Origin of the sequence: Bradyrhizobium murdochi, from assembly GCF_000472965.1 — a bacterium.
GTDB classification, from domain to species: Bacteria; Pseudomonadota; Alphaproteobacteria; order Rhizobiales; family Xanthobacteraceae; genus Bradyrhizobium; species Bradyrhizobium murdochi.
The window spans coordinates 718,228-732,049 of sequence record NZ_AXAU01000001.1 but is presented as its reverse complement, the minus strand read 5'-3'; the positions used below and the strand labels follow the sequence as shown (position 1 = coordinate 732,049).

Annotated in this window: 12 protein-coding genes; 2 read left to right on the top strand and 10 right to left on the bottom strand. The window is 62.2% G+C overall.

Features of this window, described 5'->3' with window-relative positions; translation table 11 throughout:
* Positions 1-15: 15 nt before the first annotated feature.
* Positions 16-1,665, top strand: coding sequence for an acyl-CoA synthetase (locus tag YUO_RS0103740; RefSeq protein WP_028346084.1), 1,650 nt, complete (start codon positions 16-18; stop codon positions 1,663-1,665).
* A gap of 94 nt (positions 1,666-1,759) precedes the next feature.
* On the opposite strand, the gene YUO_RS0103735 is transcribed toward YUO_RS0103740, so the two are convergent.
* The 7 genes from YUO_RS0103735 to YUO_RS0103705 are packed head-to-tail and all read right to left on the bottom strand — an operon-like array spanning position 1,760 to position 9,000.
* Entirely contained in the window at positions 1,760-2,386 is a 627-nt protein-coding gene (locus tag YUO_RS0103735) for an antibiotic biosynthesis monooxygenase family protein (protein ID WP_028346083.1), read from the bottom strand.
* A gap of 41 nt (positions 2,387-2,427) precedes the next feature.
* Positions 2,428-3,234, bottom strand: coding sequence for an MBL fold metallo-hydrolase (locus YUO_RS0103730; RefSeq protein ID WP_028346082.1), 807 nt, complete (start codon positions 3,232-3,234; stop codon positions 2,428-2,430).
* Positions 3,231-4,022 (bottom strand): TatD family hydrolase, encoded by a 792-nt coding sequence (locus YUO_RS0103725; RefSeq protein WP_028346081.1) that lies wholly within the window; start codon positions 4,020-4,022, stop codon positions 3,231-3,233. The genes YUO_RS0103730 and YUO_RS0103725 overlap by 4 nt, the downstream gene beginning before the upstream one ends.
* Positions 4,023-4,036: 14 nt before the next feature.
* Complete coding sequence (metG, locus tag YUO_RS0103720) at positions 4,037-5,971, bottom strand: methionine--tRNA ligase (RefSeq protein WP_083754448.1); 1,935 nt, start codon at positions 5,969-5,971, stop codon at positions 4,037-4,039.
* A 52-nt stretch (positions 5,972-6,023) separates the two neighbouring features.
* Positions 6,024-7,064, bottom strand: a complete 1,041-nt coding sequence (locus YUO_RS0103715) for a DNA polymerase III subunit delta' (RefSeq protein WP_028346079.1) — start codon at positions 7,062-7,064, stop codon at positions 6,024-6,026.
* Complete coding sequence (gene tmk, locus YUO_RS0103710; protein ID WP_028346078.1) at positions 7,061-7,747, bottom strand: dTMP kinase; 687 nt, start codon at positions 7,745-7,747, stop codon at positions 7,061-7,063. The genes YUO_RS0103715 and tmk overlap by 4 nt, the downstream gene beginning before the upstream one ends.
* Positions 7,748-7,749: 2 nt before the next feature.
* A complete protein-coding gene (locus tag YUO_RS0103705; RefSeq protein ID WP_051379205.1) occupies positions 7,750-9,000 on the bottom strand; it encodes a D-alanyl-D-alanine carboxypeptidase family protein in 1,251 nt (416 codons plus the stop codon).
* A gap of 165 nt (positions 9,001-9,165) precedes the next feature.
* Here YUO_RS0103705 and YUO_RS0103700 point away from each other — a divergent pair, with 165 nt between their 5' ends.
* The gene (locus YUO_RS0103700) at positions 9,166-10,110 is read left to right on the top strand and encodes an alpha/beta fold hydrolase (RefSeq protein WP_028346076.1); all 945 of its coding nucleotides are present in this window, start codon (positions 9,166-9,168) and stop codon (positions 10,108-10,110) included.
* Between the two features lie 78 nt (positions 10,111-10,188).
* Here the strand turns inward: YUO_RS0103700 and YUO_RS0103695 are convergent, their stop codons facing one another.
* The 3 genes from YUO_RS0103695 to YUO_RS0103680 form a co-directional block, all read right to left on the bottom strand.
* A complete protein-coding gene (locus tag YUO_RS0103695) occupies positions 10,189-11,112 on the bottom strand; it encodes a septal ring lytic transglycosylase RlpA family protein (protein ID WP_051379204.1) in 924 nt (307 codons plus the stop codon).
* A gap of 1,295 nt (positions 11,113-12,407) precedes the next feature.
* The gene (locus YUO_RS0103685) at positions 12,408-12,878 is read right to left on the bottom strand and encodes a hypothetical protein (RefSeq protein WP_028346074.1); all 471 of its coding nucleotides are present in this window, start codon (positions 12,876-12,878) and stop codon (positions 12,408-12,410) included.
* Positions 12,875-13,462, bottom strand: coding sequence for a hypothetical protein (locus tag YUO_RS0103680; RefSeq protein ID WP_156908463.1), 588 nt, complete (start codon positions 13,460-13,462; stop codon positions 12,875-12,877). The genes YUO_RS0103685 and YUO_RS0103680 overlap by 4 nt, the downstream gene beginning before the upstream one ends.
* Positions 13,463-13,822: the final 360 nt, after the last annotated feature.

Below are 13,822 nucleotides of genomic sequence, written 5' to 3'. Positions count from 1 at the left end.
GATGGGACACAGCCAATGAGCGCAGCCCAGAACCAGTATTCGATCGGATTGGACAAAACGCCGGCGAATTACGTGCCGCTGACGCCGCTGAGTTTTCTTGCCCGCAGCGCCGCCGTTTATCCCGATCATATCAGCACGGTCTATGAAGGCCGCAGCTTTACCTGGGCCGAGACCCATGAACGCTGTCGACGCTTTGCGTCCTGGCTCGCCGGACGGGGTATTGGCGTCGGCGACACGGTCGCGGCGATGTTGCCGAATGTCCCCGCGATGAACGAGGTGCATTTCGCCGTGCCGATGACGGGTTCGGTGCTGAACGCGCTGAACATCCGGCTCGACGCGCCCTCGATTGCCTTCCAGCTCGACCATGGCGGCGCGAAAATCATCCTGGTCGATCCTGAATTTGCCGGCGTGATTGCAGAAGCGATGACGCTGATGAAGGGACCAAAACCGTTCGTCGTCGATGTCGATGACGCCGCGTTTGCAGGCGGCAAGCGGATTGGTGAGATAGAGTACGAGGCGGCGGTCGCGACGGGCGATCCTGGCTTCGTCGCACGGCTTCCGGGCGATGAATGGGACGCGATTGCGCTCAGTTATACCTCGGGCACGACGGGCAACCCGAAAGGTGTCGTTACTCATCACCGCGGCGCTTATCTCAATGCTGTCAGCAATATTCTGGCCGGCAATCTCGGCCAGCATCCGGTGTATCTCTGGACGCTGCCGATGTTTCATTGCAACGGCTGGTGCTTCCCGTGGACGGTCGCAGCCGCCGCCGGCACCAATGTCTGCCTGCGTAAGGTCGATCCGGCAAAAATCTTCGAGCTGATCGCGAAGCACAGCGTTACCCACATGTGCGGTGCACCGATCATCTACAACACGCTGATCAACGCGCCCGGTGCGCCCAAGGGCGACAAGGCTCGCCGCGTGGTCGGGTTGATCGCGGGCGCAGCACCTCCGGTCGCCGTGCTCGAGGGCGCCGAAAGTATCGGCATCAAGCTGACGCACGTCTATGGCCTGACCGAAGTCTACGGCCCCGCCTCCGTCTGCGCCGAGCAGCCGGGCTGGGACGAACTGCCAGCCGACCAGCGCGCGCAGCTCAAGCGCCGGCAGGGCGTGCCCTACCCGCTGGAGGAAGCCGTCACCGTGCTCGACCCGCAGACCATGCAGGAGGTGCCGCGCGATGGCGAAACCATCGGCGAGGTCATGTTCCGCGGCAATATCGTGATGAAGGGCTATCTGAAGAACGAGAAGGCGACGGAGGAAGCCTTCGCCGGCGGTTGGTTTCACACCGGCGATCTCGGCGTGCTCGACGAGCATGGCTACGTCATCATCAAGGACCGCTCCAAGGACATCATCATCTCCGGCGGCGAGAACATTTCTTCCGTCGAGGTCGAGGACGTCCTCTACAAGCACCCCGCCGTGCTGTTCGCCGCCGTCGTCGCAAAGCCCGACCCCAAATGGGGCGAAGTGCCCTGTGCCTTTGTCGAGCTGAAGGATGGCGCCAATGCCACGGAGGCCGAGATCATCGCCTTTTGCCGCAACCATATGTCCGGCTTCAAGACACCCAAGGCGGTCGTGTTTGGCCCGATCCCGAAGACATCAACCGGCAAGATCCAGAAATTCATGCTGCGAAATCAGGTGGAGTCCGCGAAGGCGATATCGGCGTAATTTCGTAGGGTGGGCAAAGCGCAAGCGTGCCCACCATGCTCGGAGAAGTTTAGCACACGATGGTGGGCACGGCGCTTACGCGCCTTTGCCCACCCTACGATCGTTCCACCGGCCGGTAGTATTGCGGCGCCTCAGTGCGTTCGAACATGCCGTAGTCGCGCATGACCTCGAAAACGCGGAAATACTCGGTTGTCGGATCGGCAAACAGCCTGGCGCCGAATTCGATGCCAGCTTGATCGGTTGGTAGATCGATCAGGTGCGCGAAATGCCCGTCACGATAGACGCTTGCGAAAGCGTCACGGCGCCATCCGGTCTCTGCCGGCAGCGTGGCGTTCTTCGATTCCGCCGCCAGCACATAAGTCGGCGTGCGCCTTGCGGGATCGTTATAAGGCGTGCGCCGCTCTGGCCGCCAAACCGGTTGCCCTGGCCGTGCTTCGTGGATCACCTGGGCGACCCGGATGCGATAGTCCGAAAAGACCTTCTCGCGGCCGATTGTCTGGACGTCGTGATGGTGAGCATGGACCCGCCACGCCGTCAGGGCCCCCTCGTCCTGCCAGATCTGATACGACAGCAGCAGGTTCTCTCGCGTCAAACTCCTGAAGCGATCGATGAAGAGACAGCCGCCCATCGCTTCAAGCTCGGGCTTTAGCGAGGCCGCAAGATCGAGATATTGATCGCGGTGCCCAGGCCTTGTCTGGACTTCAAAGAACAGACCAATCATCGACGTTCCTCCGCGTGGCGAGCAGACTTGCCGCGGCAGACTCAGCCTGCGCTATTCAGCTTCAGCCGCAAGCCATCATAGGCCGGGATCACGCCCGGCGGCAGGCTCTGGCGCAATACCTCGTAGTCGAGGTCGGAATGCATGTTGGTGATGACGGCCTGCTTCGGCTTGAAGCGCTTGATCCAGGACAGCGCGTCGTTGACGCTGAAATGGCTGGGATGCCCGGCATAGCGCAGGCCGTCGACGATCCAGAGGTCGAGGTTTTCGAGCGACGGCCAGCTCTCCTCGGGAATGTCGTGGAGATCGGGGGTGTAGGCGGCAGCCCCGATGCGGAATCCCAGCGCGGGAATCTTGCCGTGCTGAACCAGGAACGCGGAAAGTTTCACCGGGCCGCCCTTCCCCTCAGTGGTGTGGCTCTCGCCGGCTTCGATCGAATGACGCGTCAGGATCGGCGGATAATCGCTGCCCTCGGGTGCGATGAAGCAATAGGAGAACCGCGCCATCATGTCTTTGGCGGTCGACTGATTGAAATAGACGGGAATGCGGCGGCGCTGGTGCAGCACGACCGATCGGAGATCGTCGATGCCATGGGTCTGGTCGGCGTGCTCATGGGTCAGAAACACCGCGTCGATGTGGTCGACCTCCGCATCGATCAACTGCTCGCGCAGATCGGGCGAGGTGTCGATCACGATTCGCGTGGTGCCGTGGGCACCCGTGCGCTCGACCAGCAGCGAGCAACGGCGGCGGCGGTTCTTGGGATTGTTGGGATCGCAGGCGCCCCAGCCGAGCGCCGGGCGGGGCACACCGGCTGACGAGCCGCAACCGAGGATCGTCAGCGTCAACTTCATGCCGCAACCTTCGGCGCCGGCACTTTGGAGAACAGCCGGAAGAAGTTTTCGGTCGTCTGCCGCGAAATCTCTTCCAGCGAGACGCCGCGCGTTTCCGCCAGCACTTTGGCGACTTCGACCACGTAAGACGGCTCATTGCGCTTGCCGCGAAATTTGCCGGGCGCCAGATAGGGCGCGTCGGTTTCGACCATGATGCGGTCGGCCGGGAGTTCGGCGGCGAGTTCGCGCAAGGCTTCCGACTTCTTGAACGTCAAAATGCCCGTGAACGAAATCGACAGGCCCAACGCAATTGCCTTCATCGCCAGCTCGCGTCCGCCGGTGTAGCAATGGAGGACGGCTTTAAAAGATCCCTTTGCCAGTTCGTCTTCGAGAATGCGGCCGCAGTCCTCGTCGGCTTCGCGGGTGTGAACGACCAGCGGCAGGCCCGTGGCGCGCGCAGCCGCAATATGTGCGCGAAAGCCGCGCTCCTGCGCCTCTCGCGAACCGTATTGGTAGAAATAATCCAGCCCCGCCTCACCGAGCGCCACGACCTTCGGGTGCTTGGCTAGTTCGATCAGCTCGCTTGCGGGAATGCCGTCTTCCTCATCGGCCTGATGCGGATGGGTGCCGACCGAGCAATAGACGTTGGGGAACCGCTCGGCGATGGCGAGCAGCCCGCCGAGCCGCCTGACCCGGGTCGAAATCGTGACGATACGACCGATCCCGGCGGCCTCGGCACGCGCGACGATGGCGTCGAGGTCCTCGGCAAAATCCGGGAAGTCGAGATGGCAGTGGCTGTCGACGAGCATGGCTTGCAAACGGCTCAATCCACCTTTGGTTCGACGTAGCGCGGAAATACACCGACCGGTGGCGGCAGCGTCGTTCCCGGCTTAATCCGCGTGGCAAGCGCCGCGAAATCGCGCGCTTGTTTCTCGTTGGAAATGCCGAGGCTATCCAGCAGCTTGCTGGATGCATCCGGCATCACCGGTTGGGTCAGAATGGCCACCTGACGCACCACCTCCGCCGTCACGTACAGCACGGTTTTCTGTCTGTCAGGATCGGTCTTGGCCAGCGCCCAGGGTGCCTCGCCCGCGAAATAACGGTTGGCCTCGGCCACCACGGCCCACACCGCGTTCAGCCATTGATGGATCTGTTGGGTCGCCATCGCGGTCCGCGAGGTTTCCAGCATGGCGTCGGCCTGCGCCAGGATCGCCTTGTCGTTATCGGTGAACTCGCCGGGCTCCGGCAGCACGCCACCAAGCTGCTTTGCGATCATCGACAGCGAGCGTTGCGCCAGATTGCCGAGATCGTTGGCGAGGTCGGCGTTGATGCGCGCGACGATGGCTTCATGGCTGTAGTTGCCGTCCTGTCCGAACGGCACCTCGCGCAGGAAGAAGTAGCGCATCTGGTCGACGCCATACTGATCGGCCAGATTGAAGGGATCGACGACGTTGCCGACCGACTTCGACATCTTCTCGCCCCTGCTGAACAGGAAGCCATGCGCGTAAACCCGCTTCTGCACGGGGATGCCGGCCGACATCAGGAACGCCGGCCAGTACACCGCGTGGAAGCGAATAATGTCCTTGCCGATGACGTGGACGTCCGCCGGCCAGTAGCGCCAGTTCGGATCGCTTTCGTCGGGAAAGCCGACGCCGGTGATGTAGTTGGTCAGTGCATCGACCCAGACATACATCACATGCTCGGGATCATTCGGCACCTTGACGCCCCAATCGAACGTCGTGCGCGAAATCGACAGATCTTTCAGACCGCTCCTTACGAAACTGATGACCTCGTTGCGGCGTGAATCCGGGCCGATGAAATCCGGCTGGCTTTCGTAGAGCTGCAGCAAGCGGTCCTGATAGGCGGATAGCTTGAAGAAGTAGCTCTTCTCCTCGACCCACTCGACCGGCGAGCCCTGCGGGCCGAGGCGCACATTGTCCTCGCCGAGGACGGTTTCCTCCTCGGCGTAATAGGCTTCGTCGCGCACCGAATACCAGCCGGAATAGGTATCGATATAGATATCGCCATTCCGCTGCATCCGATCCCAGACCACCTGAACCGAGCGATGATGGTCAGGCTCCGTGGTGCGGATGAAGCGGTCGAACGAGACGTTGAGGCGCTCATCCATCTCCTTGAACCGGCCGGCATTGCGCGCGGCCAGCTCAGCGACGCCCATTCCTTCGGCTTCAGCGGTTTGCACCATCTTGAGGCCGTGTTCGTCGGTGCCGGTGAGGAAAAAGACGTCCTTGCCGTTGAGCCGCTGAAATCGTGCGAGCGCATCGGTCGCAATCGCCTCATAGGCGTGGCCGATATGCGGAAGGCCGTTCGGATAGGCGATCGCGGTCGTGATGAAGTAGGTGTCGCGTTCGGCGGGCGCTGCCGGCCTGGCGACGGGAGCCGGCTCTGCGCGTGGCGCGGCGGGCTTCGGGCTTTCTGTCATCGGCACCGCTTGAACGGCAGGGCTCGGCGTTACCGCGCGCTTCTTCGACGGAGTTTTCGTAACGGATTTCTTCGCCGACTTTTTGACAGCTTTCTTGGCAGCCCTTTTGGTCGACTTCTTCGCCGCTTTCTTCGAAGCCTTCTTTGCGGCCTTTTTCGAAGCCTTGCCGCCCTTCTTCACGACACGCTTGCTCTTGGTCGCACTTTTCCTGGCTGCACGCTTTTTCGCTGCCGCCTTCTTGCTGGCGCTAACGGGCGGCGATTTGCGAGCCTTCTTCGCCTTGCGCTTTTTCGAAGCTTTCTTTGCAGCCGTCGCCACCACGAATTCCTTTATTGCTCATAGATTGTCGGGATTGATATCCGGCGGAGGATTACCGCGTCGCGTCCGCGAGCATCCCGAACACCGAGAAAACCAGCGGTTTTCGCTCCAAATTGTACGCTTCGGTGTCGCGCGCGGCGCGGATGATCTTTTCCCATACCTCCGCCAGCCGTGCAAGGCGGGGCAGATTTGCATTGGCATCGTCGACGCGCAGCTTTTCGCCGATCCAGCGATCGATGCCGTCGATGAAAGCGGCCAGCGCCACCCGGTCGCTGGTGCCCAGCGCATCGCCAAGCGCATGCAGTTCGCGCGGGTCGACCTGCGGCAGCGTCGCCAGCAGCGCCGCCGTCCGCTGCTGCAACTTCAGCGCGTCGCCGCCGAGCAGCGTCAGTGCGCGGGACACGCTCCCCTCCGAGGCATCGGCAGCTTCCGACAGCGCGGGATCATCGGGGGCTATGTCGGCGGCCCGCGCCGCCGCGCTCACGACGTCGCCGGTCGCAAGCGGCCGCAGCGGCAGCTTTCGGCAGCGGGACAGGATCGTTGGCAGCGCCCGCGCCGGCGAATGGCTGACGAGCAGAAACAGCGATCGGTGCGGCGGCTCCTCGAGGATCTTGAGCAACGCATTGGCGGCGTTTGGATTGAGCTCGTCGACGGTGTCGACAATACATACGCGCCAGCCGTCGACCGCCGCGGTCGAGCCGAAAAACGAAATCGTCTCCCGCGTCTCATCCACGGTGATGACTGTGCGCATCACGCCGCGATCGTTGAGACCTCGTTCCAGCACCAACAGCCCACCATGGGCGCCGGCGGTAATCTGACGCGCGACGGGATCAGCCGGATCGAGTGCCAGCGTCTCGGCGCGCTGCACCGAAGGCAGCAATGGATTGGGATTGGCAAGCACGAAACGGGCCATGCGATAGGCCAGCGTCGCCTTGCCGATGCCCTGCGGGCCGCCGATCAGCCAGGCATGCGGAATGCGGCCGCTGCGATAGGCATTCAGCAAGGCCGTCTCCGCCTCGCGGTGACCGAACAGATCGGCCGTTTCGCGAGGATGTGTGACCGCCTTCTCCTGCTCGACCTTGCGCGCGCTCATGCCGTCCCCGCCGGGCTCGGGACCGCGAACACATGGTCGCGCACCGCCGTCCAGACGTGAGCAGCAACCGCGTCGGCATCGGCATTGGCATCGATCAGCACGCAGCGCTGCGGGTCTTCGGCGGCAATTTGCCTGTAGGCGTCGCGCAGGTTCTGATGGAATTGCAGGTCTTCTGACTCGAACCGGTCAGGCACACCGCTGCCGCGGCGAGCGGCCGCGCGCTGCAAACCAACCTCAACCGGGATGTCCAGAATGATGGTGAGGTCCGGCTTCAGATCGCCGATGGTGACGCGCTGCATGGCGTTGAGCACGATCGGAGAGACCTGCCCCAGGCTGCCCTGGTAGGCGCGGGTCGAATCCGAGAAGCGATCGCACAGCACCCATGTTCCCTGGCTAAGCGCGGGCTGGATGACGGTGCGAACGTGATCGTCGCGGGCCGCGGCGAACAGCAACGTCTCGGCGTCCGGCCCGAGCAGCTTGCCCATCCCAGAGAGCACGAGATGCCGCATGATTTCGGCGCCCGGCGAGCCGCCCGGCTCGCGGGTGACGATGGTACGCAGCTTTGCTGCGGCAAGGCGCTCGGCGAGTTTCTTGATCTGCGTGGACTTGCCCGAGCCCTCGCCGCCTTCAAACGTAATGAACTTCCCGCGTCCGGAAGGCCGCTGCAGCGTTGCCTGGGTCATGCTCAGAGCTTCTCTGCGCCCGCGCGGAACACGCCGATGACGAGCTCGCTGACCCCGTCGATTGCGCGACGCACGGTCGAACCGGTGCCGATCGCTTCAGCGGCATAGACCGGTGCCTCCACGGCGATGTTGGGGCCGCGCCACACCTTGACGACGCCGACCTGCTGGCCGGATTGGATCGGCGCCTGGACCGGGCCCTTGTAAACGATCCGCGCGATCAGTTTCTCGCTGCCGTTCTTCGGCACCATCACCTTGATCGGCTCGGGACTGGCAAGCTTCACCGAGCGGCTTTCGCCGCCAAACACCTTGGCGTAGCCGACTTGCTGGTTGGCCGCGAACAGCGTGCGCGTCTCGAAATTGCGAAAGCCCCACTCCAGCATCTTCTTGGCCTCTGAGGCACGATCGTCGGGATCATCCAGTCCGTTGATCGCGACAATCAGCCTCGTGTCGTTCTGCACGGCGGAGCCGACCATGCCGTAGCCGCCCTCCTTGGTGTAGCCGGTCTTCAGCCCGTCGGCACCATTTAGCGAGTTCAGCAGCGGATTGCGGTTCTGCTGCCGGATCTTGTTCCAGGTGAATTCTCTCTCTCCGAACAGTTTGTACATGTCGGGATAGGCCAGGATCAGGTGGCGGGCGAGTTTGGCTAGTTCACGAACCGTCATCTTGTTGGCAGGGTCCGGCAGCCCGCTGGAGTTTCCGAAGGTCGATTTCGTCAGGCCGAGTTCGCGCGCCCGTTTGGTCATGAAGTCGGCGGCAAAAATCCGCTCGTTGCCGGCCATGCCTTCGGCAAGCGCAATGCAGGAATCGTTGCCGCTCTGGATGATCGCGCCCTTCAGCAGGTCGTCCACCGACACCTTGCTGTTGAGAATGGCAAACATCGTCGAGCCGCCGGCCGGCGCGCCGCCCTTGCGCCAGGCGTTTTCGCTGATCCGATATTCGTCTGTCGGTTTGACCTTGCCCTGCTTGATGGCATCGAACACCACCTCGACCGTCATCAGCTTCATCATGCTGGACGGCGCCCGCAATTCGTCGGCGTTCTTCTCGAACAGCACGCTGCCGCTGGACGCCTCGACCAGGATCGCGGTCGGCGCATCGCCATCGAAGCCGCCTTCGTCCTTCTTCGGTGCGCCCTGCACGCTGTTGTTGGCGGCATACACGATGCCGCCCCAGCCGACCGAGAGCGCGAAGACGGCGGCCATCAGGCCGCGCGCCGCCGTGTCGGATTTACGGGTAACGGAAGTCTCTGCTGCCATCGGCGATGTCCTGAATCCGTGTGTTCTAACAGTTGGAAGTATCGCAAACAACACAGGTTTTTGGACTTGTGGCGGTGTCGATCCGATTGCGGTGCCGAACGAAGAAACGTATCGTTGCGATGCTGCAATTTCCGGACAAGATACGAAAAACAGGGCGGAAACGCGATGCCAACCTCACGCACTATTTCCGTCAACGGGCTCGACTTCTTTATTTTCGAACAGGGTCAGGGGCCGCTGGTGCTGCTCTGCCATGGTTGGCCCGAGTTATCCTACTCCTGGCGGCACCAGATCGGAGCCATCGCGGAAGCCGGTTTCCATGTCGTAGCCCCCGACATGCGCGGGTTCGGCCGGACCAGCGCGCCGGCGGACGTCGGCGCCTACACCATCTTCCACAATGTCGGCGACATGGTCGCGCTGGTGGCGGCACTTGGCGAAAAGCAGGCCGTCATTGTCGGCCATGATTGGGGTGCGCCGGTCGCCTGGCACGCGGCGATGTTCCGGCCCGATATCTTTACCAAGGTGGCGGGCCTCAGCGTTCCGCCCCCTTCCCGCGGACGCGGCCTGCCGCTGGAGACCTTGCGAAACAACGGCATCACCAATTTCTACTGGCAGTATTTTCAGGCGCCGGGTGTGGCAGAGGCCGAATTCGAGCGCGATGTCGCAGCGACCATGCGAATTGTACTGGCCGGGCGCGGGTTCTCTGATCCGGCGGCCCACCAATTTGTTCAGGAGGGCAAGGGATTTCTCGCTGGCGCCGATCCGAATCGGCCGTTGCCGGGCTGGCTGACCGAGACCGACCTCGCCTATTTCGCGGCCGTCTATCAGGAGTCCGGCTTTCGCGGCGGACTGAATTGGTATCGCAATATCGACCGCAATTGGGAACTGACCGCACCCTGGCAGGGCGCACAAATCCACCAACCGTCGCTGTTCATCGCGGGATCGAAGGATGGCGTCATCACCGGGCTGATCGGCGCCAAGCTGGTCAACGAGATGGAGCGCGTGCTGCCGAACTTGCGGCAAAGGCTCATACTGGACGGGGCCGGTCACTGGATTCAGCAGGAGCGGCCCGATGAGGTCAACGCCGCCCTGATCGCCTTCCTGAAGGAGTAGCTTATTCGACGCACTTTCTTGACGCGGACCAGGCGCCACCCCGGATCAGGTCCGGGGAGGCTCTCGCTTGAAAACGCTTTAGTACAGCCCGCGCCCGCTGAGCACTTCGCTCGGACCACGTGGATCGACCGGCAGGTAAGCCTGACGTGGTGCCACATAGCTGGTCTCGTTCTCGTAGGACACGGCGCGCGGATTTTCCGCGGCACGGCCGCGCGAGCGGCTGGAGGCCGACATTTCCGAGGTCGCGTTGATCGAGGCATGGTCCGCCGAGGTATTGCCGAGACTATAGGGCCGTCCCTCCGGCATCGGCACGTCGCCCCGGATTCGGCCGGCGGACGACGGTATCTCGGGAACAAACGGACGAGCCGAGGCGACCCGGACCGTCGCCGGGGACGGCGCGGGCTCGCCGGTCCGGAGCGTCGCCAGGAGCTGGCGATCATCGGAACCCTCAAGCGGGGCCCGGCCGACATATTCAACCCGCACCCGAGCGACGCCATTTGCTTTGAAATCAAGCAGTTCCGCGGCCTTGTTGGAGACATCGATGAGGCGGTTGCCGTGATAAGGGCCGCGGTCGTTGACGCGCACGATCAGCGACTTGCCGTTCCGGACATTGGTGACGCGGGCGTAGCTCGGGATCGGCAGGGTCGGATGGGCCGCCGTCAGTGAGGTCATATCGAAAACCTCGCCGTTGGCGGTCAACCGGCCGTGGAAATCGTCGCCATACCAGGAAGCCATTCCCTCGGCGCGATAGTTCGGATCCTCTTCCGGCACGTAGACCCGGCCCGCGACGGTGTAGGGCTTGCCGATACGGTAAGTTCCCCCGCCCTTTGGCACGGGCTCTCCGAACGCCACCACGCGGGGGCTGGAGGAGACGCCGTATTTGGGATCGATCCGCCTGGCGAATTTGTCCGACGAGGCGCAATTGGCAAGGACAAGGCATGTTGCCACGGCAACTGTACCACGAACTGCCAGAACGATTGTTGTTGGCCGTCGAATCCCCATCACCCCAACTACCATTTCCAGCGGCCGACTGCCTATGTCGAAGCGTTGCGGCCTTACCCCACGATGCGGCCCACCTCCGCATCACATGATGAAGATATCGCAACCCGAACACGGCGGAAATGGGGTCTGGTCCCGCGTGGTGAATGAATGGTTGCTTTGCGTGCCGCCCGTCGAACTGGGCGCAACGGTTCGATTCACTGTGTATGCGCCCTTCGTCATAGCCTTTCTGTGCCGCTTTCAGACAATCTGTTGCATCAAATCATCACTCACGACCGATATGCGATTCTGGCCCGTGAATCTTTTTGACTGTGCAACGGTGCAGTCGTTCTGTGCGTTGCAGGGGCGCAAAGGATTTGTGCGATGATCGAGACAGTAACAGCGTTGATGGGCTTGGTGAGCGCAGGCATTTTTCTTGCCCATGCGTTTGAAGGCTATCGTTCCAGAGCGTGAGGTGTGAAGACCGGCGGCAGTAGCCGCCCGGCTTCAGAGAGAAATGGCTCGGTAGTTCCGATCGGGGAATCGGAAAGGTCTAATAAATTCGGACGAGCATCCGGTGTGGTAGGTGTCTGATGCGCAACCACGACATGGTCTCTAACGGATTTCTCGCGCTGGCGACTGCCAGCTTCGTGCTGCTGTGCACCAGCCTGCTGGCCGTTGCGTTCGGTTAAACAAATGTCCGAACCAATTGCGGCGACGGTACCGGGACGATGTGATCCCGGCAGAATTAGCATCCGCCCGACGAACCGCCGGAGAACGCATTGCGGCCGATGCCGCCACCCATAATTTTCCGGCGCGTATGAAGTGCACCACGCAACGTGCACGCGGCTAGCCAAAGGGCAACGCCCTCGCCGCTGGGTTTCCTCCAAAATAGAGGGGTGGGATGCACATCGGGGCCATGTTCGCATTGCGTTCGAGCCAGCCCTACGCTAAGCGACTGAAATTCCAGAGCTGGAAGGGTGGCCGAGTGGTTTAAGGCACCGGTCTTGAAATGTTGTTTTGGTCATATCAAGCGGTAGCGGCTTGTCCCGAAACGTCCCATTCTATCGGCGTTTCCGAGCGAGCCGCGCCCCTCCCCGTCCCTCGCAATTCCGGCCTGTATTAAGGCGTTGGGTGCCAATTCGGGTGCCAACGTCGCAACGGCATAGTCGCGCACCAGTGCCGGCTCTCGGCTAAGGAAAAAACCTGCCGGCGTGAAGCGGCGTCCCCTCTCGTGCTACCCCGTCAAAGCCCTCATCCTGGCCCATGAAAAAGCCCGGCGCTGGGCCGGGCTTGGTGTCTTTGAGCTGGATCGCAGTTCAGCCAGCGGCTTCCCAATTCTCGTAGTAGCGCTTTTTGAGGTCTTCCATCATCTGCTGGCTCTGGTTCACGGCGAACGTAAGCTGGTCGCCACGGTCGATGGTGTCGTTAGCGAACTCAGCCGCGATATCGATCATGTGAACCGCATCGCAGATAGAGCCCTCGATGTCCGTGTATGCGCCGTTCCAGTCGCGAATGGGCCTGTCGGTCGGGCGAGACCCTTCACCGTCCGACGCCGCGTCCGGAGCAGCTTTCCCGCGGTGTTCGGTGTCGTCCCAACCCTCCTTGAGTGCGGTCACCTTATCCAGGATGTCGCCGAGGCTGAACTCCAGCGACTCGTGCTGCCCGACTGGCATGAGGAGATATGCGATATCTTTGCTCGGCTTCAGACCCTGTGTCGAACGCCGCGCAATGATGACCATTTGCTGGATCTGGTGCAGGGCCCAGTCGATGTCGCTCTTGTTCATCATGCCGTCCTCCCCTCCTGCCAGAGTTGCGGGAGCGCCTCGGCGAGGTTCTCGAGCAAGCCTTCGCGCCACTCATCCGGCCAAGCAAAGCCGTCCGTGTCGTGCCTTACGGCGTGATCGAGCAAGGCAAGCACTCCGAGCCGTGTGGTGGGGATCACCTCAATGAGTGTGTAAGCCGCCGCGATCTCGGCGTCTGCGGTCAGGTCTAGCTGACGCTCAGCCTCGATCCATCTGGGGTCGTCGGTTTCCACGACGTTGTCACGGCTCGTGTCGGAGCAGCGCTTTTCCGCCGGGATCTCATCTTCGAGCTTGCCATGGCGATCGACCCACGAGACCCAGTCAGCGTGAGCTACCTTGTGCCGCTCAATTGCTTCAAAGATTGGATCAGGGGCTTGCCCAGCGGGTGCGGCCGATCCGGGCATCGAGAGAGCCGTCGCTAGGGCCGCGCCTCCGGCGGTCATTGCTGCGGCTTGAGCAAGCAATCGGCGCCGGGAGGTGTCGACGGCTTCGGTGGTGGTCGTTTCGGCGGGGTTGTTTAAGGACGTGCTTAGGGGTGGCGTGCTAAGACGCGGATCAGCCTTGGGCATGGTGTCGCTTCCTTGCTTGGGGTTAGAGCCGGGGCGGAAGTTGGCGCTTCCCCTCGGCTTGCATTTTCTGTAAACTAAAAATATGAAACGGTCAATTTTAGTAAACAAAAAATCGCGTGGGCGACCAAAGAAGAAAGGTGGCGTTCATCCTGTAACGGCCGTGAGACTAGCTCCAGAGATCGGGCGCGAGGTGGACAAATGGGCCGCTGGTCAGCCCGACCTGCCAACCCGCTCCGAAGCCATACGCCGGCTTGTGGAGCTGGGGCTAAAGGCTAAAGGGAAATGATCAACAATCCGCCCCCCGCTGATTTGCTAACGAAATCCCGCCCTCCCGGGGCAGCCGTCCGCACAAACCGGAAC